Source organism: Streptomyces sp. NPDC020917, assembly GCF_044333795.1.
Lineage (GTDB): Bacteria > Actinomycetota > Actinomycetes > Streptomycetales > Streptomycetaceae > Actinacidiphila.
The window spans coordinates 96603-120030 of sequence record NZ_JBIRRR010000012.1 but is presented as its reverse complement, the minus strand read 5'-3'; the positions used below and the strand labels follow the sequence as shown (position 1 = coordinate 120030).

Genomic DNA, 23428 nt, shown 5'->3' with positions numbered 1-23428 from the left:
TTTCGGCCCCGGCTTTTTTTTCGGGCCCGTGGGGGGGGGGGGGGGCGCTCCCCCCACCCAGCGGCGCGGGGGGGGCGGGGCAACGGCTTTTCCCCCCCCCCCCCCCCCCGCCCCCCTGCCGCCTCCGCTCTGCCGGGGCCCTGCGTCCTCGCCCCCGCTCGGCGTGCCCGTTGCGGGGCCGGGGGTCTCAGCCCCGGGAGACCTTGCGGTTGGCCCGCAGCCACTCCTTGTTCATCGAGGCGATCGACGTGAGCGGGATGCCCTTGGGGCAGGCGGTGGCGCACTCGCCGGTGAGGGTGCAGCCGCCGAAGCCCTCGGCGTCCATCTGGGCGACCATGTCCAGCACCCGCGTCTCCCGCTCGGGTGCGCCCTGCGGCAGCACGTTGAGGTGGTTGACCTTGGCCGAGGTGAAGAGCATGGCCGAGCCGTTGGGGCAGGCGGCCACGCAGGCGCCGCAGCCGATGCACTCCGCGTGCTCGAACGCCAGGTCCGCGGCGGCCTTGGGCACCGGGGTGGCGTGCGCCTCGGGGGCGGCACCGGTCGGCACGCTGACGTAGCCGCCGGCCTGGATGATCCGGTCGAACGCGGAACGGTCCACCACCAGGTCGCGGACGACCGGGAACGCGGCGGCCCGCCATGGCTCGACGTCGATGGTGTCGCCGTCCTGGAAGGACCGCATGTGCAGCTGGCAGGCGGTGGTGCGTTCGGGGCCGTGGGCGTCGCCGTTGATGACCAGGCTGCACGCGCCGCAGATCCCCTCGCGGCAGTCGTGGTCGAAGGCGACGGGGTCCTCGCCCTCCAGGGTGAGCCGCTCGTTGAGCGTGTCGAGCATCTCGAGGAAGGACATGTCGGGCGTGACGCCGTCCACCTCGTACTCCGTCATGGCGCCGGGCGCCAGGGTGTCCTTCTGGCGCCAGACGCGCAGGGTGAGCCTCATGCGTAGCTCCGCTGGGTGGGGTGGACGTACTCGAAGACCAGGTCTTCCTTGTGCAGCACCGGCGCGGTGCCGGTGCCGGTGAACTCCCAGGCTGCGGCGTAGGAGAACTCCTCGTCGTCGCGGGCGGCCTCGCCCTCCGGGGTCTGCGACTCCTCGCGGAAGTGCCCGCCGCAGGACTCGGCGCGGTGCAGCGCGTCCAGGCACATCAGCTCGGCGAGTTCGAGGTAGTCCACGATGCGGTTGGCGCGCTCCAGGGACTGGTTGAACTCGGCCTCGGTGCCGGGGACCTTGATGCGCCGCCAGAACTCCTCGCGGATCTGCGGGATGCGGTCGAGCGCCTTGCGCAGGCCCTCCTCGGTCCTGGCCATCCCGCAGTACTCCCACATGAGTTCGCCGATCTCGCGGTGGAAGGAGTCGGCGGTGCGGTCGCCGTCGACGGTCACCAGCCGGTGCAGCCGGTCCCGGGTCTCGGCGACGGCCGCGGCGACCGCCTGGTGGCCGGCGTCGACCGGGTCCTGGCCGGGGTGGCGCGCCAGGTAGTCGTTGATGGTGGCGGGCAGCACGAAGTAGCCGTCGGCCAGGCCCTGCATGAGGGCGGAGGCACCCAGCCGGTTCGCGCCGTGGTCCGAGAAGTTGGCCTCGCCGATCGCGAACAGGCCCGGCACGGTGGTCTGCAGGTCGTAGTCCACCCACAGCCCGCCCATCGTGTAGTGCACGGCCGGGTAGATCCGCATCGGCACCTGGTACGGGTCCTCCGCGGTGATCCGCTGGTACATCTCGAAGAGGTTGCCGTACTTCTCCTCGACGGCCTTGCGGCCCATGCGGGCGATGGCGCCGGCGAAGTCGAGGTAGACGCCCTGCCCGCCGGGGCCGACGCCGCGCCCCTCGTCGCACACGTTCTTCGCGGCGCGCGAGGCGATGTCGCGCGGCACCAGGTTGCCGAACGACGGGTAGATCCGCTCCAGGTAGTAGTCCCGCTCGGCCTCGGGGATGTCACCGGGGGCGCGGGTGTCGCCCTTGGCCTTGGGCACCCAGATCCGGCCGTCGTTGCGCAGCGACTCGCTCATCAGCGTGAGCTTGGACTGGTGGTCGCCGGTGCGCGGGATGCAGGTCGGATGGATCTGCGTGAAGCAGGGGTTGGCGAAGTGGGCACCGCGGCGGTGGGCCCGCCAGATCGCGGTCGCGTTGGAGTTCATCGCGTTGGTCGACAGGTAGAAGACGTTGCCGTAGCCGCCGGAGGCGAGCACCACCGCGTCGGCGACGTGGGTGGAGATCTCACCAGTGACCAGGTCGCGGGCGACGATGCCGCGGGCCCGGCCGTCGACCACGATCAGGTCGAGCATCTCGGTGCGCGGGTGCAGTTCGACGTTGCCGGCCGCGATCTGCCGGGACAGCGCCTGGTAGGCGCCGAGCAGCAGTTGCTGCCCGGTCTGGCCGCGGGCGTAGAACGTGCGGGAGACCTGCACGCCGCCGAAGGAGCGGGTGTCGAGCAGGCCGCCGTACTCGCGGGCGAACGGCACGCCCTGGGCGACGCACTGGTCGATGATCTCCACCGAGATCTGCGCCAGGCGGTGCACGTTGGACTCGCGGGCGCGGAAGTCGCCGCCCTTGACGGTGTCGTAGAACAGGCGCTGGATGGAGTCGCCGTCGTTGCGGTAGTTCTTCGCCGCGTTGATGCCGCCCTGCGCAGCGATCGAGTGGGCCCGGCGCGGGGAGTCCTGGTAGCAGAACTGCACGACGTGGTAGCCCTGTTCGGCGAGCGTGGCGCCGGCGGAGCCGCCGGCCAGACCGGTGCCGACGACGATCACGGTGTGCTTGCGGCGGTTGGCGGGGTTGACGAGCTTCGCACCGAAGCGGCGGCTGTCCCAGCGTTCGGCGATCGGCCCGTCCGGGGCCTTGGTGTCGGCGAGCGGGGCGCCGGTCCCGTAGTGCGTGTAGTGGTCCATGTCCTCTGGGTCCTCTCGGGTTTCCCGGTGTCCCTCGCTCAGCTCACGACGCCGGTCATCACGCCGACGGGTACGGCGACGAAGCCGGCGGTCAGCACCAGGGCCAGCCCGTTGGCGGTGGCCTTCAGCACGCGGTCGCGGGTGCGGCTGCCGGCGCCGAGGGTCTGCGCGGCGCTCCAGAAGCCGTGCCGGATGTGCAGGCCCAGGGCGAGCATCGCCACGATGTAGATGACGTCGCCGTACCAGGTGTGGAAGGTCGCCACGACGTTCTGGTAGGGGTGGCCGGGCTCGGCGTTGCGGTTGACGGTGAGCGTCGTCAGGTCCAGCAGGTGCCAGACGATGAACAGGCCGAGGATCACCCCGCCCCAGCGCATGGTGCGGGTGGCGTAGCTGGCCCTGGCCCTGCGGTGGACGTAGCCGACCGGGCGGGCCCGCAGGTCGCGGCGGCTGAGCTGGTAGGCGCACACGGCGTGGGCGACCACGCACGCCACCAGGCCGACGCGGATGATCCACAGCGCCCACTCGTAGTGCAGGAACGGCTCGCCCAGGGTGCGCAGCCAGTGGGCGTAGCCGTTGAACGTGCCCGGGCCGAAGAAGATCTTGAGGTTGCCGAACATGTGGACGACCAGGTACAGCAGCATCAGCAAGCCGCTGACCGCCATGATCGTCTTCTTGCCGATGGTGGAGTCCCAGACGGTCCGGACCACCGCGGGGCGCCGGTCGGGGCGCGTTGCCAGTGCCATGCACACGACCGTAGGACCGCGGCTGTCGAGTGGTCCAAGACATGATCAGGCTTGACTCCATAGCCGACGCCTATGGAGAGGTAGGGTGGGGGCGTGCAGTTCCAGCAGCTGGCCTACTTCGTCGCCGTGGCGGACGCCCGCCACTTCACCCGCGCCGCCGAGGCGGTGCACGTCTCGCAGCCGTCGCTGTCCCAGCAGATCAGGGCGCTGGAGAAGGAGCTGGGCGCGCCGCTGTTCAGCCGGGCGCGCGGCAACATCGCGCTCACCGACGCGGGCGAGGCCCTGCTGCCGCTGGCCCGGCGGATCCTGGCGGACGCCGACACCGCGCGCCACGAGGTGATGGAGCTCGCCCAGCTGCGGCGCGGCCGGGTCCGGCTGGGCGCGCCGCCCAGCCTGTGCACCGGCCTGCTGCCCGAGGTGCTGAGCGCCTTCCACGACCGGCACCCCGGCATCCAGCTGCTCATCGAGGAGGGCGGATCCCACGACCTGGTAAGGGAGTTGGCCCGCGGATCGCTCGACCTGGCACTGGTCGTGCTGCCGCTGCCGAGCCCCTCGCCGGCGCTCACCACCATCGAGCTGTTCCAGGAGGACCTGGTGGTGGTCTCCTCGGTCGACGCCGACGCGCCGCGCACTCCCTTGCGCATCGCCGACCTGGCGGGCCGCCCGATGGTGATGTTCCGGCACGGCTACGACCTGCGCGACCTGACGCTGGCCGCCTGCCGGTCCGCCGGCTTCGAGCCGTACTTCAGTGTGGAGGGCGGGGAGATGGACGCGGTGCTCGGCTTCGTGAAGGCGGGGCTGGGCATCGGGGTGGTACCCACCATGGTCGCCGCGCGCGCCGGAAGCGAGCTGCGGGTGACCCCGCTCGCCCGCCCCGGCCTGCGCCGCACCGTCGCCCTGGCCCACCGCAGCGACGTCGCCCCGCCCCGTGCCGCCCGCGTCCTGCAGGACGTGCTCCTGACCGCGGCGCGCCGGGCGGTGACGTCCACCGGCCTCCGCCCGGCGGGCACCGGCCCCTGATCGGCGGCAGGGGCCGGCACCCCGCCGGTCAGCGCACGGCGCGCTGCCGCCCCTTCGGCGCGGCGGCGGGCAGCACCGCATCGGCCCGACCCGTGCCCGCCGCCGGAGCGGCACCCCCGGCCTCGGTGTCCAGGGCCTTCGCACCTGCCGCCCCGGCGCCTCCGGCGGCCTTCGATCCCGCGGCAGGGGCACCCCCCGTCTCCGCGTCCCCGGCGTCCCCGCCGTCCCCCGCCTTCGATCCCCCGGCCGCGGCCGGCATCATCGGCAGCAGCAGCGCCGCCAGCAGCAGGCCGCCGAGGGCGAAGCAGGCGCCGGCGAAGAACGCGTGGTGGAAGCCCGAGGCGCGGGCGGCGCGCAGCGCGGCGGGGCCGGCGTGCGCCCCGGCCCCGGCCATCGCGTCGGAGATCCGGGTGAGGGCCAGGGTGGAGATCACCGCGACGCCGAGCGCGCCGCCCGCCTCCTGGCTGGTGTTGATGAGCCCCGCGGCCACGCCCGCCTCCCGCTCCGGCACCCCGAAGGCGGCCGCGATCTGCAGCGGGACGAAGGAGATGCCGAGGCCGACGCCCACCATGAGGAACGCCGGCAGCACGTCGCCGGCGTAGCCCGCGTCCTGCGGGAGCCGGGCGAGCAGCAGCAGGCCGCCCGCGCCCAGCGCGAGACCGGCGAGCAGCACCGGCTTGGCCGGGACCCTCGCGATCAGCCCGGACGCGACACCCGCGCCGACCCCGACCGACAGCGCCAGCGGCACGTAGGCGAGCCCGGTCTTCAGCGCGTCGTAGCCGAGCACCTGCTGCATGTAGAGGCTGGCGAAGAAGAACAGCGTGACCATCGCGCCGAAGACGAGCACCGCGGTGGCGTTGGCGGTCCGCAGCGCCGGCCGGCCCAGCATCCGCAAGGGCAGCAGCGGTGCGGCGGACCGCAGTTCGACGACGACGAACAGGGCGAGCAGCACCGCGGCCCCGGCCAGACCGCCGGCCGTCCGCGCGCCGGCCCAGCCGACGGTGACCGCCTCGTCGAGGGTGAAGATCAGCAGGAGCAGGCCGGCGGTGAGGGTCGCCGCGCCCGCGGCATCGAACCGCCGCTGCGCGCCGGCCGCGCGGCTCTCCGGCAGGACGAAGGGCGCGGCGGCCACCGCGAACAGGGCGATGGGCACGTTGATGAAGAACACCCAGCGCCAGCCGGGCCCCTGGGTGATCACGCCGCCGAGCAGCACGCCGAGGACGGACGCGATGCCGGCCAGGCCGCCCCAGATGCCCAGCGCCCTGGTGCGGGCGGCCGGTTCGGTGAACGTCGTGGTGAGGGTGGACAGCGCGGCGGGCGCGGTCAGCGCCGCGCCGAGGCCCTGCAGGCCGCGGCAGGCGATGAGCAGGCCCGCGCTGTGCGCGAGTCCGGCCCCGAGGGACGCGGCGCCGAACAGCGCCATGCCGGTCTGCAGCAGCCGGCGCCGGCCGAGGATGTCGGCCAGCCGGCCGCCCAGCATCAGGAACCCGCCGAGCACGGTGCCGTAGGCGGTGACCACGAACTGCAGATCGCCCTCGGCCATGTGCAGGCTCTTCTGCAGGGAGGGGAGGGCGACGTTCACGATCGTCACGTCGAGGTAGACCGTCGACTGGACGATGCACAGGAAGGCGAGGATCAGGCCCGGCCCGGCGGCCGGACGGCGGGACGCGCTGCCCCGCGGGGAATCTGCGACGACTGTCATGCCGCCGACGCTAGTCGCCTGGATATAGTAGGTACCTAGAGGATAGTGACTCACCAGGAGGTACCGCATGGGATCGTCCGCCACCGCGACCCGGTCCGCCGCGGCCGGGATCCTGCCCGTGGAGTGCACCGTGACGCCGCTGCTGGACGTGGTGTTCAGCCGCTGGACCACGCCGGTGCTGTGGACGCTCAACGAGTTCGGCCGCCAGCGCTTCGTGGAGCTGGAGCGGCGGCTGGGCGGCATCACCCCGAAGGTGCTCACCCAGCGGCTGCGCCAGCTGGAGCGCGACGGCCTGGTCGTCCGTACCTACCACCCGGAGGTGCCGCCCCGGGTGGAGTACGAGATCAGCGAGCTCGGCCGCACGCTCGGACCGCTCTTCGCCGCCATGGCGACCTGGGCGCAGGAGCACATCGGCGAGGTGGAGGCGGCCCGCCGGGTGTACGACGAGGACGGCCGCCCGGGTCTGTGAGGACGTCGCCGGGCCGCTCAGTCCAGCGGGACGGGCTCCTTGGTGCGCGGTCCGCCGGCGCTGCCGGTGTTGACGGTGCCGGCCGGCTCCAGGAGTACCACCGAGGTCTCCTCCTCGGCGAGCGGGCAGTGCTCGACGCCCTTGGGCACCACGTACAGGTCGCCGGGCCCGAGGATCACGTCGCCGTCCCTGAGCTGGAGGGTCAGCCGGCCGCTGACCACCAGGAACAGCTCGTCAGTGTCCTCGTGCCGGTGCCAGACGAACTCGCCCTGCAGCTTGGCGACCTTCACCTCGTAGTCGTTGAGGAGGGCGATCCTGCGCGGCGCCCACTGCTCGCTGAACCGCGCGAGGCAGGCTTGGAGGTTCAGCGGCTGAGGGGGCGCCGAGGGGGCCGCGGACGGCGTGGTGTGGGCGGCTTGCTGGACTTGCGCGGAGTCGGTCATGCCGCGATCGTCCCGCTGCCGCCACCGGCACGTCTTGTACATTCCTGATGTGACGGCCTCGCGTTCCGCAACCCACGAGGTGCACGCCTGGCGGCCGGCCGTGGCGGGCATCACCGAGGTGCTGCACGCCCACTTCACCGACCACGCCTACCCCCGGCACACCCACGAGACGTGGGACCTGATGATCCTCGACGACGGCGCGGTCGACTTCGCCCTGGACCGCCGCCGGCACGGCACGTCGGACGCCAGCCGCGTCGTGCTGCTGCCGCCCGGGGTGCCGCACGACGGCCGGACGGTCAACGCCACGGGGTTCCGCAAGCGGGTGCTGTACCTGAGCACCGACGTGCTGCCCGAGCGGCTGGCCGGCTCCGCGGTGGACGGCCCGCTGCTGGGCGACGCCCTGCTGCGCCGCCGGGTGCACCAGTTGCACACCTCGCTGGAGTACGACGACGACCTGCTGGAGGGGCAGTCGCGGCTGGCGTTCGTCCGCGAGCGGCTCCTGGTGCACCTGGACGGCTACCGGGTGCACCGGCCCGGGCGGGAGTCCGACCGGCTCGCGGCCCGGCTGCGCGAGCTGCTGGACGCGCGGGTCCGCAGCGGCCTCACGCTGGACGAGGCCACCGCGGTCCTGCACGCCCACCCGACCCATCTCATCCGCAGCTTCAGCCGGGCCTACGGGCTGCCCCCGCACACGTACCTGACCGGACGGCGGATCGACCGGGCGCGCCGGCTGCTGCTCGCCGGCGAGCGCCCGGCCGACGTGGCGGCCGCGGTCGGCTTCTACGACCAGGCGCACCTGAGCCGCCACTTCACCCGCCATCTGGGCGTCCCGCCGGCCCGCTACGCCAGGACCGGCCGGGCCGGGCTCAGCCGGTGACGAGCGCCGGGTCGCTGACGCCCGGCCGGCCGTCCTCCACGTGGCCCGCGAACCGGCGCACGAACGCCGGGTCGTGGTCCCCGGTCACGGTCAGGTCGTACCAGCGGCCGCTGCGGCCGAGGTCGAGCGTGCGGCCGGCGCGCTTCCCGGCCCGCACCAGGATCGTCTCCCGGTGGCCGTCGTAGGCGTTGCCGAAGGTCAGCCGCACATCGCTCCTGCCGGCGTTGACCAGGGTCAACTCGAGCCGCCCCGAGCCGTCGTGGCGGGCCGTCACCTCCGGCCCGGCCTGCGCGGTGGAGCCGGCGAAGGCCCGCAGGAAGCCGTTGGGGCCGTGCACGGTCAGGTCGTAGGCGCCGCCGGTGCCCGCGGTGTCCCAGCTGCCGGAGATCTTCTTGCCGGCCTCGGTGGTGTAGGTCCAGGGCCCGTCGGTCCGGTTGCCGGACGTGACGTGGAAGGCGGCGCCGGCCCCGACCCCGCCGCCGAAGGTGACCGTCACCGTGCGGGCCGAGGTGCTCACCGCGGCGTCGGCCAGCGGCGCGTAGCGCAGCGGCCGGGTCGGCCGTGAGCCCTTCTCCTGCACGGGCAGCACGGGGTTCGCCGGGGGCACCGGCACGTAACTGTCGTGCCGCCGGCCGTCGGTGGGCCGGTACCCGTCGGTGCCGGGCAGGTGCGCCGGCCCGTCGTGCTGGAGGCCGAAGTCGAACGCGGAGGTGAGGTCGCCGCACACCGCCCGGCGCCAGTCCGTGATGTTGGGCTCCCGCACGCCGAACCGGCGCTCCATGAAGCGCAGGATCGAAGTGTGGTCGAACACCTCGGAGCACACGTAACCGCCGGTGCTCCAGGGCGAGATGACGATCATCGGCACGCGCTGGCCGAGGCCGTAGGGGCCCGCGGCGTAGGTGGAGTTGCCGGCGAACAGCTCGCCGTCCGTGCTCACCGTGGACGCACCGCGGCCGGGGGCGGGGGCGTACGGCGGGACGACATGGTCGAAGTAGCCGTCGTTCTCGTCGTAGGTGAGGAACAGTGCGGTCCTGCTCCACACCTCGGGGTTGGAGGTGAGCGCGTCCAGCACCTGCGAGACGTACCAGGCGCCGTAGTTGGCGGGCCAGTTGGGGTGCTCGGAGAGCGCCTCGGGGGCGGCGATCCAGGAGATCTGCGGCAGCGTGCCGGCCGCGACGTCGGCGCGCAGGCGGTCGAAGAAGCCGTCGCCGGCCGCCGCGTTCGTGCCGGTGCGGGCCTTGTCGTAGAGGGCGTCACCGGGCGAGGCGTTGCGGTAGTTGTCGAAGTACAGCAGCGAGTTGTCACCGTAGTTGCCGCGGTAGGCGTCCTCGATCCAGCCCCAGGAGTGCGGCCCGTCCAGGCCGTCGCCGATGTCCTGGTAGACCTTCCAGGACACGCCGGCCTTCTCCAGGCGCTCGGGGTAGGTGGTCCAGGCGTAGCCGGCCTCGTCGTTGCCGAGCACGGGGCCCTTGCCCTTGCCGTCGTTGCCGGTCCAACCGGTCCACATGTAGTAGCGGTTGGGGTCGGTGGCCCCGATGAACGAGCAGTGGTAGGCGTCGCAGATGGTGAAGGCGTCGGCCAGCGCGTAGTGGAACGGGATGTCGTCGCGCGTGAGGTGGGCCATGGTGCCGGCGCCCTTGGCGGGGATCCACCGGTCGTACTTGCCGCCGTTGAAGGCCTGGTGGCCGCCGATCCAGTCGTGGTTGAGGCCCTCGATGAACTGCATGCCGAGGTCGTCCGCGTCCGGGTGGTAGGGCAGCACCTCCCTGCTGCCGTCGCTCTGGCTCCATACCGGCTTGCCCGACTCCAGCCGCACCGGGTGCGGGTCGCCGAAGCCGCGGACCCCGCGCAGCGCCCCGAAGTAGTGGTCGAAGGACCGGTTCTCCTGCATCAGCACGACGATGTGCTCGACGTCCTTCAGCGAGCCGGTGCGGCGGCTGGCCGGGATGGCGGCGGCACGGGCGATCGACTGGGACAGGGCCGAGAAGCCCGCGGTGGCGCCGGCGATCTGGAGGAATCGCCGGCGGTTGAGTTCGGACATGTCTGACCAGCCTCTTCGCGTGGTGGGGACGGTGGCAGTCGGTGGTCCCAAGAGCAGCGACAGCAGGCGACGGCCCGGTGTCGGCAGCATGGCCGCCCGAGGTACGCGTTGCGAACAGCCCCGGCCCGCAGCGCGGTTGGCGAACTGCCCTGCCCCGAGCAGCGCTTGGCGCCCAGGGCGGCGGGCAGGCGGGCGGCGGCGCCGGACACCCGGCACCTGGATCGGACGCCGCTCACCGCCGCGGAACGCGTACCGAACGCGTACCGGCCCGTGGCGTTCCGACGCCGGGCGGACAGCCGGTGTTCAACTGGCCGTCGCCGCAGGGCGGGAGCCTTCACGGGTTCTCACGCCCTGCACCGCCTTGCACCAAGGAGCACCGATGGTCGCACAGATGGACACCCCGGAGCCGTCCGGGAACCAGCAGCCGGGAGACCGCCTGAGCCGCCGCACGGCAGTCGGCCTGCTCGGCACGGCCGGCATGGGCGCGGTCGCCGCGCCGCTGCTGACGGCGGGCACCGCCGCAGCGGCACCGGCCCTGGCCGCGCCCGCGTTCCTGCCCTCGCCGGACACCGGCGGCGCACCCCCGGTGCAGGGCCTGCACCTGACCTTCGGCAAGGACCCCGCCACCCAGATGGTGGTCTCCTGGCTCACCGACGGCCCGGTCAAGCGCCCGCGGGTGCTGTACGGGACGCTGGGCCACGGCCTGGGCTCGTCCGCTCAGGCGCAGACCCGCAGCTACAGCGACGGCAAGTCCGGCCGCACCGTGTACGCGCACCACGCACTGCTGCCCCGGCTGTCGCCCGACACCGACTACCTGTACCTGGTGGCCCACGACGGGGCCACCCCGGACAGCGGCACCTTCCGGACCGCGCCGCGCGGCCGCCGCCCGCTGACCTTCACCAGCTTCGGCGACCAGTCCGCGCCCCAGGTGTCCTGGACGGGCGACGGCAAGGTGGGCCTGGACGCCAACTCCTCGCCCGCCACCAAGGACATCGTCACCGGCGTGGAGCAGGTCGCCCCGCTGTTCCACCTGCTCAACGGCGACCTGTGCTACGCCAACCTGGACGTCGACCGGGTGCGGACCTGGAACAACTTCTTCACCAACAACACCCGTTCGGCGCGCTTCCGGCCGTGGATGCCGGCCGCCGGCAACCACGAGATCGAGAGCGGCAACGGCCCGATCGGCCTGGGCGCCTACCAGACGTACTTCGACCTGCCGTCGACCGAGACGGACGACGAACTCGCGGGGCTCTGGTACGCCTTCACCGCCGGCTCGGTACGGGTGATCGTGCTGCAGAACGACGACAACTGCCTGCAGGACGGCGGAGACGTCTACGTCAACGGCTACTCCGGCGGGCGCCAGCTGGCCTTCCTGGAGCGGGAGTTGAAGGCGGCGCGGGCGGACCGCGACATCGACTGGGTGGTCGTCGCCATGCACCAGGTGATGATCTCCTCGGCCGACTTCAACGGCGCCGACCTCGGGCTGCGCGCCGCGTACGGCCCGCTGTTCGACCGGTACGGGGTGGACCTGGTGGTCTGCGGCCACGAGCACCACTACGAGCGGTCGCTGGCGGTGCGCGGGGTGATCGGCGGCAGCGAGACCCTGACCCCCGACCCGGCGTCCACCAGGACCGACGACATCGACACGGGCCTGGGCACCGTGCACATGGTGCTCGGCGGCGGCGGTGTCTCCGGCACCAGCAACCAGACGTTCTACAAGGACGGCAGCGCCAAGGTCATCACGGCCGTCTCGGCGACGCCCGGCGCCAACGGCAAGCGCGCCGCCACCTACGTCAAGGAGCAGGCCGTCTGGTCGGCCGTGCGCGACGTCGACCACCCGTACGGCTTCGCGGCGTTCACCGTGGACCCGGGCCGCTTCCCCGGTGACACGACCCGTATGCACGTCACGTACTACAACGTGAACAAGCCGAACGGCGACCTGACCGTGTTCGAGCAGTTCACGCTGCACCGCAAGCGGTCGGACGGCCGCGGCTGAAAAATTCTCCGCCGAACCACTTCCCGGTTTATGTATACCGAGTATTGTACCCGGTATACATAAACCGGGGAGGTTCCATGAGCGTGCGCCATGCGCTGCTGGCACTGCTGAGCGAGGGGCCCAAGTACGGCCTCCAGCTACGCCAGGAGTTCGAGTCCAGAACGGGTGACGTCTGGCCGCTCAACGTCGGCCAGGTCTACTCGACGGTGCAGCGCCTGGAGCGCGACGGCCTTGCCGAGTCCGACCCCGGCGACGCCGCACAGCCGGGCCCGCAGCGCCGCTACCGCATCACGCCCGCGGGCGGCGCCGAGCTGACCGCCTGGCTGCGCACGCCGCCGGGCGCCGACGCTCCGCCGCGCGACGAGCTGCTGATCAAGGTGCTGGTGGCGCTGCGGCTGCCGGGGGTGGACGTGCCCGAGCTGCTGCAGGCACACCGCCGGCACACCATCGTGCAGATGCAGCAGTACACCCGGCTGAAGGAGCACGCCGGGGACGACGTGTCGCTGCTGCTGGTCGCCGACGCGCAGCTGTTCCGCTTGGAGTCGCTGGTGCGCTGGCTGGACGCGGCCCAGGCCCGGCTGCGCGACCACGTGGCGCCCACCGGCAACCCGGCCGACCCGGCCGACCGCGGCCCGGCTGCGGACCGGGCCGGTGCCGCCGCCCGGGCCGCCGGGACCGCCGCCGCGCACGAGCGGGGCACCCGATGAGCGCCGCGCCCCTGGAACTGCGGGGCGTCTCCAAGACCTACGGCGAGGGCGAGGCGGCCGTCCGGGCCCTCGACGAGGTGGATCTGACCGTCGACGCCGGCCAGCTGGTGGCCGTCATGGGCCCGAGCGGCTCCGGCAAGTCGACACTGCTGACCATCGCGGGGAGCCTGGAGGAGCCGTCCAGCGGGGAGGTGTTCATCGAGGGCACGCCGCTGTCGGGCCTGGGCCGCAACGACCGCGCCCGCCTGCGCCGCCGTCACATCGGCTATGTCTTCCAGGACTTCAACCTGCTCGCCGGGCTCACCGCGGTGGAGAACATCACCATGCCGCTGGAGCTGGACGGCGTGCGCACCCGGCAGGCCCGCGCGGCCGGGTTGCGGGCCCTGGAGGAGCTGGGCCTGGCCGACCGCGCCGACTCCTTCCCCGACGAGCTCTCCGGCGGCCAGCGCCAGCGCGTCGCCCTGGCCCGCGCGCTGGTGGGTGAGCGCCGGCTGCTGCTGGCCGACGAGCCCACCGGCGCCCTCGACTCGCACAGCGGCGAGGGCGTGATGCGCCTGATCCGGTCCGCGTGCCGCTCCGGCGCGGCGGCCGTGCTGGTCACCCATGACGCCCAACTCGCCTCCTGGGCGGACCGGGTGGTCTTCGTCAGGGACGGCCGGGTGGTCGACTCCACCGACCCGCTGCCCGGCCCGGAGTCGCTGCTGCCCGGCTCGGCCGGCGGGGAGACCCGATGAGCGCGGCCGGCGGCTGCCGGCAGCAGCGCGGCGGCGGGCCCGGTCGCGGACGGGGGGTGCGCTGATGGCGACCGCGGAACTGGTCCTGGAGGGCCGCGGCCGGCACGGGGGCCTGCCCGCGCGCCACGCGGTGGTGCGGTGGTCGTGGCGGATGCTGCGCCGGGAGTGGCGGCGCCAGGTGCTGATGCTGGCGCTGGTGGCCTGCACGGTGGGAGCGGCGGTCTGCGGTCTGGCGGCGACGCACGCGTACAACGCCACCTCCCGGGGGACGTTCGGGACGGCGCGGGCGCTGGTCCACATGGTGGGCGCCTCCGACGCCGCCGCGCTCGGCGCGCAGATCTCCGCCGCGACCGGCAAGCTGGCTCCTGCCCAGGTGATCACCCACCGCGAGGTGCCGGTCCCCGGATCGGTGTCCGCGCTGGACGTGCGCGGTCAGGACCCCCGGGGCCGGATCGGCTCCCCCCGGCTGCGGCTGGTCGACGGGCGCTATCCGGCGGCGGGTTCCGCGACCGAGATCGCGCTGACCGCGTCCGCGGCCCAGGAGTTCCACGCCCGGCTGGGCGGAACGGTCGACCTCGGCGGCCGCCGGCTGGCGGTGGTGGGCCTGGTCGAGAACCCCGCGCAGCTGGACGACACCTTCGCGCTGGCCGTGCCGGCCGCACCGGCCGGCAGCGCCTCCGCCCTCGTGGCCGGAACCCCGGCCACCTCCGTGGACGTGCTGACCAACGCCCCGAGGGAGGCCGTCCAGACCTTCCGTCCGGGCGGCAACGCCTCCCTGGGGATCCAGTACCGGCAGAGCCTCGACCAGTCCGCCAACGACGCCTTCATCTTCGCCATGGCGACGGTGGCCCTGCTGCTGGTGTCCCTGGTGGCGACCGCGGGATTCGCGGTCGTCGCCCAGCGGCGGCTGCGGCAGATCGGCATGCTCGCGTCCATGGGGGCGACGGACCGCCAACTGCGGCTGGTCCTCGTCGGGCACGGGCTGCTGACCGGGCTGATGGGCACGGCGGCCGGCGCGGTCCTCGGGGTGGCCGCCTGGGTGCCACTGGCACCGCGCCTGGAGCACACGGCAGGGCATCGCATCGATCCGCTGAACGTGCCGTGGCCGCTGCTGGCGCTGCTGCTCGTGGTCGCGGTGCTCTGCCCCACCGTGGCCGCGTGGTGGCCGGCCCGTGCCGTCGCCAAGGTGCCCGCGGTGCAGGCGCTGTCGGCCCGGCCACCGCGGCCAGTGAAGGCCCGCCAGTCGGTGTGGGCGGCCGCGGTCCTGCTGGCCGGCGGCGCGGTGAGCCTGGTCCTGTCGCACCGCACCAACGGCGCGATGATCTCCCTGGGCATCGTCGGCGTGGTCGGCGGCATCCTGCTGCTCTGCCCGCTCGCCGTCCGGGGCCTGGCGACCGCCGCCGGCCGGATGCCGTTCACCACCCGGCTGGTGCTGCGCGACCTCGGCCGCCATCAGGCCAGGTCGGGCGCGGCGCTGGCGGCGATCACCCTGGCGATCGGATTGCCGGTCGCGATCGGCGTGCTCGCCGGAATCAACGAGTACACCCCGGCGACCGGCAACCTGTCCGCGCACGACGCGCTGATGCGGACCAGCAGGGACCCGTCGGTCGTGCCGCTGCCGTCCGCGGCGGCCGGGGCCCGGCAGCAGGCCGCAGTGGACGGCTTCGCGGCCCGGCTCGGCGGGACCGCCGTGCCCCTGGTGGCGGCATACGACCCCGCGGTGCCGCGGTCGCTGCGCATCGACGGGGGCACCGGCCAGCCGGTGATCCAGGCGGGTCGTCGCACCGGGCCGAACAGCTGGGCCACGGTCAACCTGTGGGTGGCCACACCCGCGACGGTCCACGCGTTCGGCCTCGACCCGGCGACCGTGGCGGGCGCGGACGTCGTCACCCGGCAGCCGTCGCAGGCGGAGATCGACGTGGTGGGGGCGTCGAGCCGGGACGTGCGGATCCGTCCCGCGCACGTGGCGGGCGGCTCCTCCTACGGTTCCGTACCGGGCACGTTCCTGTCGCCGAAGGTGGTGGCCGCGCGCCACTGGCGGACCGTCACGGTCGGCTGGTTCGTCTCCGCGCCGCACGACCTGACGGCGGCCCAGCGGGCGGCCGCCCGCGATCTCGCCGCCGCCAGCGGCCTGGTGAGCGAGACCCGGGACCAGCAGGCCGGTCTCGGCACCCTGCGCTGGGCGTCGGTCGCCGCCGGCGCGGCCCTCGCCCTGGCCATCCTGGCGATGACCGTCGGAACGATCCGTGCCGAGTCCGCCGACGACGTGCGGACGCTGACGGCGACCGGCGCGGGCTCCGGCACCCGCCGGGCTCTGACCGCGGCGACCGCGGGCGCGCTGGCGCTGGCCGGAACGCTCCTCGGGACCGCCGGCGCCTACGCCGTCCTGCTCTGCGCCTACGCCGGCGACCTGGGCGTGCTGAAGCACGTCCCCTACCTGCCCCTGACGACGGCCATCCCGGGCGTCCCCCTGCTCGCCCTGGCGGCCGGCTGGCTGGCCGCGGGCCGCGAGCCGGCGGCGATCGCCCGCAGGCTCATGGAGTGACTCCGGCCCTGGGCACCGCCGTTCGCCCGTCCTGACACCTCGTCGGGGCGGGCGGACCGTCGCCGGGGGCCGCACACAGGCCCGCGCTGTCAGCGGCCGGGGGCAGGATGGTGGTGTGCTGATCAGTCTCGGCGGGCTGCCCGCCACCGGAAAGTCGACGCTTGCCAGGGCCATGGCCCGCGAGACCGGCGCGGTCCATCTGCGGGTGGACACCATCGAGCAGGCCGTGGTCCGCTCCGGGCTGGCGGACCACCCGGTCGGTCCGGTCGGGTACGCGGTGGGGTACGCCCTGGCGGAGGACCATCTGCGCCAGGGGCTGACGGTGATCGCCGAGTCGGTGAACCCGCTGGCTGTCACCCGTGACGCATGGCGCGACGTGGCGCTGCGGACCGGGGTGCGGCTGCTGGAGGTCGAGACCGTCTGCTCGGACACGGCCGAGCACCGCAGGCGTTCGGCCGAGCGGACCGTCGACATCCCCGGCCTGCCGCTGCCCACCTGGGAGGAGATCACCGGCCGCGACTACGCCCCCTGGGCCCGCGACCACCTGGTGGTCGACACGGCGGCGTGCGACGTCGACGCGTGCGTACGGGCGATCCGCCAGGCTGCCGGGGTGTGAGGAGCAGCCGGTCCGCCCGCGAGTGAGACCCACCGGGGGCCCGCGCGGTCACGGCTCCTGCGGGGCGCGGTCGTTCGGGAGGATGACGGTGAACGTGGTCGCGCCGGGACGGCTGCTGACCGTGGCGCTGCCGCCGTGTGCGTCGGCGACGGCGGTGACGATGGACAGTCCGAGGCCCGCGCCGTGCCCGGACCGGGTCTGCGGGGCGCGGGTGAAGCGCTCGAAGACGCTGGCGCGCAGCGGTTCAGGGATGCCGGGTCCGTCGTCGGTGACGGCGAGTTCCGTGGTGGCCGCGGTCTGGCGCAGCCGCACGGTGACCCGGGTGCCCTCCGGGGTGTGGGCGCGGGCGTTGGCCAGCAGGTTGGCGGCGATCTGGTGCAGCCGGTGGGCGTCGCCGGTGACGGAGACCGGCTCCTCGGGCAGATCGAGGTTCCAGCGGTGGCCGGGTCCCGCGGCCCGCGCGTCGTCGACGGCGTCCAGTACCAGCCGGGTCAGGTCGACGCTCTCGCGGGCCAGCGGGCGGCCGGCGTCGAGCCGGGCCAGCAGCAGCAGGTCGTCGACCATACCGGTCATCCGGGCCGACTCCGCGGCGATCCGGTCGAGCGCCCGGGTGACCCCGGCCGGGACCGGCTCGGGGTGCCGCAGCGCCAGCTCGGCGTGGCCGCGGATCGCCGCGACGGGGGTGCGCAGTTCGTGGCTGGCGTCCGCGGCGAACCGGCGCAGCCGCTCCTCGCTGGCCTGCCGCTTGGCCAGCGCGCTCTCCACGTGCCCCAGCATCCGGTTGAGGGACGCGCCGACCTGGCCGACCTCGGTGCGCGGGTCGGTGTCGGCGTCGGGCACGCGGGCGGGCAGCGCCACGGCGCCGCTGTCGAGCGGCAGCGCGGTGACGGACGAGGCGGTGGTGGCGACCCGGCGCAGCGGGCGCAGCGACCACCGCACCCAGAACGCCCCGGCCGCGCCGGCCACGACGAGCGCGCCGCCGAACACCGCCGCCTCGACGGCGACCAGCCGCTTGGCCGCGTCCTCGACGCCGCGCAGCGACATGCCGGTGACCAGCACGTCGCCGTCGTCCCCGGCGATGGCGCTCACCCGGTAGTCGCCGAGCGCGGACAGTTCCAGCGCGTGGCAGTGGCCGTCCACCGGGATCGCCGCGATCGCCGCGCGGTCCGCGTCGCTCAGCGTCACCGAGGTGTCGGAGCCGGACCGTACGACCGCCGCCGCGGTGACCTTGCCTTTGAGGAGCCGGGCGCCGAAGGTGCCGGGGGCCTGGCGGCGGGTGTCGGCGTGGACGTTGTCGGCGTCCGGTTCCTTGCCGGACGTGGCCTTGCCGTCGTGCTCCAGGCTCGCGGGGAACCGTCCGCCGGACTCGGCGAGCTGCTGGTCGACGCGCTCGGTGAGGAACGCGCGCAGGCCCAGCACCGCCGCGATGCCCACCGCGGCGCAGCTGATCGCCAGCAGCACCACGAGGCCGCAGGTCAGACGGGCGCGCAGGGTGCGCGGAAGGAGGGTGCGGGGAACGGCCCTGCGCAGCCGCGGCCACCTCGCGCGCCTTCCGGACGCGCCGGCCGCCGGTGCGCCCGCCATGGAGGTGCCCGGCCCGGAAGCGCCGTCCGGCTCGGGCACGTTCGGCCCGGCCGCCGCACTGGCCTGCGGATCGTCCGGCCCGGCCGCCCCTTCCGCATCGGGCGCGTACGCCCGCTTCACCACGGGGCGGCCTTCAGCAGGTACCCCGCGCCCCGCACGGTGTGGATCATCGGCTCCCGCCCGGCGTCGATCTTGCGCCGCAGGTAGGAGATGTACAGCTCGACGATGTGGGCCTGCCCGCCGAAGTCGTACGACCAGACGCGGTCGAGTATCTGCGCCTTGCTGAGCACGCGCCGCGGGTTGCGCATCAGATAGCGCAGCAGCTCGAACTCGGTCGGCGACAGCTCCACGACCTCGCCGGCGCGGGTCACCTCGCGGGCGTCCTCGTCCATCACCAGGTCGCCGACGGAGAGGACGGCCGCGTCGCCGCGCGCCCGCGTCATGCCGGCCCGGCGCAGCAGGCCGCGCAGCCGGGCGAGCACCTCCTCCAGGCTGAACGGCTTGGTGACGTAGTCGTCGCCGCCGGCCGTGATGCCGGCGATGCGGTCCTCGACCGAGTCCCGTGCGGTGAGGAACAGCACACAGACCTCGGGCTGCCCGGCCCGCAGCTCGCGCAGCACCGCGAGCCCGTCCCCGTCGGGCAGCATCACGTCGAGCACCACGGCGTCGGGCCGGAACGACCGGGCCTCGGCGACCGCGGAGGCGACGTCGCCGGCCGTGCGCACTTCCCAGCCCTCGTAGGCGAGGACGCCGGCCAGCACTTCCGCGAGGTCGGGCTCGTCGTCGACGACGAGGACGCGGATCGGGCTGCCGTCCGGATGGGCGAGGGGGTGTGCGGTGCTCTCCATGGTGCCTCCAGGATCCACGACCGGGGCCCGCCGCGGGACACCCGGCGCTCTGGATCAGCTGTGAATGTGGCGCTGACCGGGCGATTCAGAGCTGGCTCAGAGGTTTCCCGCGCACAGTGGCGGGCGTACGGCCACGAAAGGAACCACCGCATGAGCACCGCCTCTCCCCCGCGTCCCGCCCGGCACGCGGTCGGCCCGACCTACCCCGGGCGGCGGTCGCCCGCGGCGGCGGTGCTGGCCCTGGGCTGGCTCGGGGCGGCGGCCGTGATCGCCCTGTGGTGGCACGACACGACCGCCGTGGTCGGGCAGGCGGACTGGCTGATCGGCGCGGGGCGGATCGCCGGGCTGCTGACCGGCTACTGCTGCGCGCTGCTCGTTGTGCTGATGGCACGCATCCCGGTGCTGGAGCGGGGCGTGGGCAGCGACCGGGTGGCCCGCTGGCACGCGATGGCGGGCCGCTACACCATCTGCCTGCTGCTCGCGCACATCGTGCTGATCCTGTGGGGCTACGCGGTGCAGGCGCGCTCCGGCGTGGTCCATGAGGCGTGGACGGTCGCCTTCACCTACCCCGAGATGGTCAAGGGCTCGATCGGCGGTCTGACGCTGCTCGTGGTGGGCGTGGTGTCGGCCGGGGCGGTACGGCGCCGGGTCCGCTACGAGACCTGGTACTACCTGCACCTGCTGACGTACGCGGCGATCTTCCTGGCCTTCTGGCACCAACTGGCCCTGGGCGCGGACTTCGCGGGCGGCGCCGCGGCCCGGATGCTGTGGTACGCGCTGTACCTGGGGTCGGCCGCGGCCGTGGTCTGGTACCGGCTGCTCGTGCCGCTGCGGCAGAACCTGCGGCACCGGCTGCGGGTGCACGCCGTGGTGCGGGAGGCGCCGGACGTGGTGTCGGTGGTGGTGAGCGGGCAGCGGCTGCCGGAGCTGGCGGCGCGTCCCGGCCAGTTCTTCCGCTGGCGGTTCCTGGCGCCCGGACTGTGGTGGACGGCGAGCCCGTACTCGCTGTCGGCGGCGCCCCGCCCGGACCTGCTGCGGATCACGGTGAAGGAGGTCGGCGGGCACAGCGCCGCCCTCGCCCGGCTGCGGCCCGGGACGCGGATCTGGGCGGAGGGCCCGTACGGGGCGCTGACCGCGGAACGCCGGACCCGGCAGAAGGTGCTGCTGCTCGCGGGCGGTGTGGGAGTCACGCCGCTGCGGGCGCTGTTCGAGTCGCTGCCGGCGAAGCCCGGCGACCTCACGCTGCTGTACCGGGCCCGTTCGGAGTCCGACCTGGCGCTGCGGAGCGAGCTGGAGGCGATCGCCGCGGCCCGCGGGGCGCGGCTGCAGTTCGCGCTGAACGCGCCCGACGGCCGGCGCCCTGTGCTCACCGCGCGCGGGCTGCGGGCCGCGCTGCCGGACATCGCCCACCACGACGTGTACCTGTGCGGGCCGCCGGGCCTGATGCGCGCCTCGTACACGGCGCTTCGCGAGGCGGGGGTCCCCGCCGCGCACATCCACCACGAGTCCTTCGAGCTGTGAGGCCCGGTCCATGAGCGCACTCCCGTCCCGCCCGCTGCGGCGCATCCTGCTGACGGCCGTCTCCACGGTCGCCGGCGGCCTGCTGCTGCTGTCCCTCAAGCCCCACACCACCGCGAGCGCCGCGGCGCCGACGGACGGCGGGGCCCCGGCGACCGGGCCCGCCTCGACGGCCTCGCCGTCCCCCGCGCCTTCCGGCACGTCCTCCGCCAGTCCCTCCACGTCCCCGTCCGCCTCGGGAAGCGGCGGCAGCGGCAAGAGCGGCGGCTCGGGCACGTCCACGACGAAGACCGTGGACGGCGACGCGGTGCAGACCCGCTACGGCCCGGTCCAACTGCGGATCACCCTCACCGGCGGGAAGCTCACCGCGGTGACCGCGATCCAGCTTCCGCAGGACAATCCGCGCGACACCGAGATCTCCGGCTTCGCGGTGCCGCAGCTCACCCAGGAGGCGCTGGCGGCGCAGAGCGCGCACATCGACTCCGTGTCCGGTGCGACCTACACCAGCGACGGCTACGTGCAGTCGCTGCAGAGCGCGCTGGACAAGGCGGGGAGCTGAGATGGCGCCGGACACCCCTCGTGAGGGCGCGGCCGCGGTGACACGGGCGCCCGCCCGGGCTCGGGTGCCGGTGCGCGCGCCCGAACCGCTGCCGGCCTCGCCCGCGGACGACCGGCTGCGGCGCGTCGAGCACACCATGGGCACGGTCTTCTCCTTCCACGTCCGCGGCGGCGGCCGCCCGCGCGTCGCCGCCGCCCTGGACGCGGCGGTGGAGTGGCTGCGGCACGTGGACGCGGTGTTCTCCACCTACCGGCCGGAGAGCCAGATCAGCCGGCTGGCGGCCGGCACGCTGGCGCTGTCGGCCTGCTCGCCGGAGGTGTGGGAGGTGCACCGGCTGTGCGACGTGGCGCGCCGCCGCACCGACGGCTGGTTCGACGCGGAGTACGCGGGCGGCTTCGACCCGACGGGTCTGGTCAAGGGCTGGGCGGTGGAGCGGGCCGCCGCGATGCTGCGGTCGGCCGGTGCCGACGCGGTCTGCGTCAACGGCGGAGGTGACGTCCAGGTCCACGGCGGGCCCTGGCGGATCGGCGTCACCGACCCGCTGCGGCCCGGGACGCTCGCCACGGTCGTGCACGCGGACGGCGACGTGGCCGTGGCCACGTCGGGCCCGGCGGAGCGCGGCGCGCACATCCTGGACCCGCGCACGCACGAAGCCGCCGATCCGGAGTTCGCCTCGGTGACGGTGGTGTGCGCCGGCCTCGCGGACGCCGACGTGCTGGCCACCGCGGCCTGCGCGATGGGCGCGGCGGCCCCGTCCTGGCTGCGCGGCCTGCGGGCGACCGAGGCGTTCGCGATCCGCCCGGACGGCACGACGTGGTGCACTCCGGGCTTCGCCGGCGCCGCCCGCGGCGCGGACGGGCCCACGGCCTGATCGCACGCCCACCGGCAGGGACTCGTCCAACTCCCTTGGCAGGGCCGGTCGGAGCCGGCGTCCGCCGCGCGGGAAAGGAAGGACGTCACGCCGCCATTCCGCGCGACGCACCGCGTGGCAGGCGCGCGCTGCCCCGGGCCCACACACCGCGGTGCCGCGGTGTGTGGGACGAACCCATGCCCCAGGAAGGCAGGGGTGCCTATCCTGCTCGGGCCGTGCGGACGGCGGAAAGGGCGGGCGGCAGATGCCGGAGCAGCAGGAGTACCGGGAGTACGAGGACACGGGTGTCGAGGTGGCCGGCGGGCGCCTCGCGGTGCGGCGCTGGCCGGGGCGGCCGGGTGCCGGCACCCTGCTGGCCGTGCACGGCATCGCCAGCAACGGGCTGGCCTGGACGCGCGTCGCGGAGCAGCTCGACGGCGTGGAGGTGATCGCCCCCGACCTGCGCGGGCGCGGTCTGAGCCGTGAGGTCGCCGGGACGTGCACGATGGCGCGCCACGCCGACGACCTGCGCGCGGTGCTCGATCACTTCGGGGTGGACCGGGCGGTGCTCGCCGGGCACTCGATGGGCGGGTTCGTGGCCTGCGTCGCCGGCCGCCGCGACCCCGGGCGCTACAGCGAACTCATCCTGGTCGACGGCGGGTTGGGCTTCCCCGTCCCGCCCGACGCGGACATCGACGCGGTGCTGCACGCGGTGATCGGGCCCGCGATGCGCAAGCTGGAGATGACGTTCGAGGACCGGGCCGCCTACCACGCCTTCTGGGCCGCGCACCCGGCGTTCACGGAGCTCCGGGGCCCGGACGTCGCCGCCTACCTGGACCGCGATCTGACCGGCACCGCACCGAAGTTGAGGTCCGCGTGCCGGGCCGCGGCCATCCGCGAGGACGCGGAGGACGAGCTGCGCAACCCCGACGTGTTCGCGGCCGTCCACGAACTGACCGTGCCGGCCCGGCTGTTGTGGGCGGAACGCGGCCTGCAGGACGAGCCGGTGGGCCTGTACGCGCCCGCGGTGGTCGAGGCGAGCGGTCTGCGGGACGAGGGCGTGGCGCTGCACTTCGTCCCCGGGGTGAACCACTACTCGGTGGTGCTGGGCCACGGCGGCGCGCAGGTCGTCGCCGGGCACGTCCGGGAGGCGCTGGCCGCCGCTTCCACGCCGGCCGGCGGCTGACCCGGCCGGGCGCACCGGGCCGGACTCCGCGGCCGGGCACGGGAGTCGGCCTCCCGCGCCCGGCCGCCGGCACGTCGGGCGTCCGGACGCCGCACCTCCGGACACTC

Annotated in this window: 20 protein-coding genes; 12 read left to right on the top strand and 8 right to left on the bottom strand. The window is 74.3% G+C overall.

The features are described from left to right. Window positions 1-187: 187 nt before the first annotated feature. Genes ACH4TG_RS24565 through ACH4TG_RS24555 form a run of 3 tightly spaced genes read right to left on the bottom strand, consistent with a single transcriptional unit; the run spans window position 188 to window position 3626 of the window. Entirely contained in the window at window positions 188-937 is a 750-nt protein-coding gene (locus ACH4TG_RS24565) for a succinate dehydrogenase/fumarate reductase iron-sulfur subunit (protein ID WP_398244623.1), read from the bottom strand. Further along, window positions 934-2883 (bottom strand): fumarate reductase/succinate dehydrogenase flavoprotein subunit, encoded by a 1950-nt coding sequence (locus tag ACH4TG_RS24560; RefSeq protein WP_398244622.1) that lies wholly within the window; start codon window positions 2881-2883, stop codon window positions 934-936. Before ACH4TG_RS24560 ends, ACH4TG_RS24565 begins: the two co-directional genes overlap by 4 nt. Before the next feature lie 38 nt (window positions 2884-2921). Then, the gene (locus ACH4TG_RS24555; RefSeq protein WP_398244621.1) at window positions 2922-3626 is read right to left on the bottom strand and encodes a succinate dehydrogenase cytochrome b subunit; all 705 of its coding nucleotides are present in this window, start codon (window positions 3624-3626) and stop codon (window positions 2922-2924) included. Between the two features lie 93 nt (window positions 3627-3719). Here ACH4TG_RS24555 and ACH4TG_RS24550 point away from each other — a divergent pair, with 93 nt between their 5' ends. Continuing rightward, the gene (locus ACH4TG_RS24550) at window positions 3720-4646 is read left to right on the top strand and encodes a LysR family transcriptional regulator (RefSeq protein ID WP_398244619.1); all 927 of its coding nucleotides are present in this window, start codon (window positions 3720-3722) and stop codon (window positions 4644-4646) included. Between the two features lie 28 nt (window positions 4647-4674). Here the strand turns inward: ACH4TG_RS24550 and ACH4TG_RS24545 are convergent, their stop codons facing one another. Continuing rightward, window positions 4675-6348: an MFS transporter gene (locus ACH4TG_RS24545; RefSeq protein ID WP_398244618.1), complete on the bottom strand. Its 1674-nt coding sequence runs from the start codon at window positions 6346-6348 to the stop codon at window positions 4675-4677. 67 nt (window positions 6349-6415) lie between these two features. Here ACH4TG_RS24545 and ACH4TG_RS24540 point away from each other — a divergent pair, with 67 nt between their 5' ends. After that, entirely contained in the window at window positions 6416-6817 is a 402-nt protein-coding gene (locus ACH4TG_RS24540; RefSeq protein WP_398244617.1) for a winged helix-turn-helix transcriptional regulator, read from the top strand. Window positions 6818-6834: 17 nt separating this feature from the next. Here ACH4TG_RS24540 and ACH4TG_RS24535 read toward each other — a convergent pair whose 3' ends face one another. Next, the gene (locus ACH4TG_RS24535) at window positions 6835-7260 is read right to left on the bottom strand and encodes a cupin domain-containing protein (protein ID WP_398244616.1); all 426 of its coding nucleotides are present in this window, start codon (window positions 7258-7260) and stop codon (window positions 6835-6837) included. A gap of 49 nt (window positions 7261-7309) precedes the next feature. Here ACH4TG_RS24535 and ACH4TG_RS24530 point away from each other — a divergent pair, with 49 nt between their 5' ends. Then, complete coding sequence (locus ACH4TG_RS24530) at window positions 7310-8137, top strand: AraC family transcriptional regulator (RefSeq protein ID WP_398244615.1); 828 nt, start codon at window positions 7310-7312, stop codon at window positions 8135-8137. Here the strand turns inward: ACH4TG_RS24530 and ACH4TG_RS24525 are convergent. Then, on the bottom strand, window positions 8127-10178 hold the full coding sequence (locus tag ACH4TG_RS24525) for a phosphocholine-specific phospholipase C (RefSeq protein WP_398244614.1): 2052 nt from the start codon (window positions 10176-10178) through the stop codon (window positions 8127-8129). The genes ACH4TG_RS24530 and ACH4TG_RS24525 overlap by 11 nt on opposite strands. Window positions 10179-10557: 379 nt before the next feature. On the opposite strand from ACH4TG_RS24525, the gene ACH4TG_RS24520 reads away from it, so the two are divergent. The 5 genes from ACH4TG_RS24520 (at window position 10558) to ACH4TG_RS24500 (ending at window position 16776) form a co-directional block, all read left to right on the top strand. Then, window positions 10558-12174, top strand: coding sequence for a purple acid phosphatase family protein (locus ACH4TG_RS24520; RefSeq protein ID WP_398244613.1), 1617 nt, complete (start codon window positions 10558-10560; stop codon window positions 12172-12174). Between the two features lie 77 nt (window positions 12175-12251). Further along, a complete protein-coding gene (locus tag ACH4TG_RS24515; RefSeq protein WP_398244612.1) occupies window positions 12252-12881 on the top strand; it encodes a PadR family transcriptional regulator in 630 nt (209 codons plus the stop codon). After that, a complete protein-coding gene (locus ACH4TG_RS24510; RefSeq protein ID WP_398244611.1) occupies window positions 12878-13615 on the top strand; it encodes an ABC transporter ATP-binding protein in 738 nt (245 codons plus the stop codon). Before ACH4TG_RS24515 ends, ACH4TG_RS24510 begins: the two co-directional genes overlap by 4 nt. A gap of 64 nt (window positions 13616-13679) precedes the next feature. Next, window positions 13680-16160 (top strand): ABC transporter permease, encoded by a 2481-nt coding sequence (locus ACH4TG_RS24505; protein WP_398244610.1) that lies wholly within the window; start codon window positions 13680-13682, stop codon window positions 16158-16160. A gap of 115 nt (window positions 16161-16275) precedes the next feature. Further along, window positions 16276-16776, top strand: coding sequence for an AAA family ATPase (locus ACH4TG_RS24500; RefSeq protein WP_398244609.1), 501 nt, complete (start codon window positions 16276-16278; stop codon window positions 16774-16776). Window positions 16777-16824: 48 nt separating this feature from the next. Here the strand turns inward: ACH4TG_RS24500 and ACH4TG_RS24495 are convergent, their stop codons facing one another. Then, window positions 16825-18360 (bottom strand): sensor histidine kinase, encoded by a 1536-nt coding sequence (locus tag ACH4TG_RS24495; RefSeq protein WP_398244758.1) that lies wholly within the window; start codon window positions 18358-18360, stop codon window positions 16825-16827. A 116-nt stretch (window positions 18361-18476) separates the two neighbouring features. Further along, window positions 18477-19208, bottom strand: a complete 732-nt coding sequence (locus ACH4TG_RS24490) for a response regulator transcription factor (protein ID WP_398244608.1) — start codon at window positions 19206-19208, stop codon at window positions 18477-18479. 150 nt (window positions 19209-19358) lie between these two features. On the opposite strand from ACH4TG_RS24490, the gene ACH4TG_RS24485 reads away from it, so the two are divergent. From ACH4TG_RS24485 to ACH4TG_RS24470, 4 genes are all read left to right on the top strand, one after another. Continuing rightward, complete coding sequence (locus ACH4TG_RS24485) at window positions 19359-20729, top strand: ferric reductase-like transmembrane domain-containing protein (RefSeq protein WP_398244607.1); 1371 nt, start codon at window positions 19359-19361, stop codon at window positions 20727-20729. Between the two features lie 10 nt (window positions 20730-20739). Continuing rightward, window positions 20740-21285, top strand: coding sequence for an FMN-binding protein (locus tag ACH4TG_RS24480; RefSeq protein WP_398244606.1), 546 nt, complete (start codon window positions 20740-20742; stop codon window positions 21283-21285). Between the two features lie 136 nt (window positions 21286-21421). Further along, window positions 21422-22156, top strand: a complete 735-nt coding sequence (locus tag ACH4TG_RS24475; RefSeq protein WP_398244757.1) for an FAD:protein FMN transferase — start codon at window positions 21422-21424, stop codon at window positions 22154-22156. A gap of 244 nt (window positions 22157-22400) precedes the next feature. After that, entirely contained in the window at window positions 22401-23321 is a 921-nt protein-coding gene (locus ACH4TG_RS24470; RefSeq protein ID WP_398244605.1) for an alpha/beta fold hydrolase, read from the top strand. Window positions 23322-23428 lie beyond the last annotated feature (107 nt).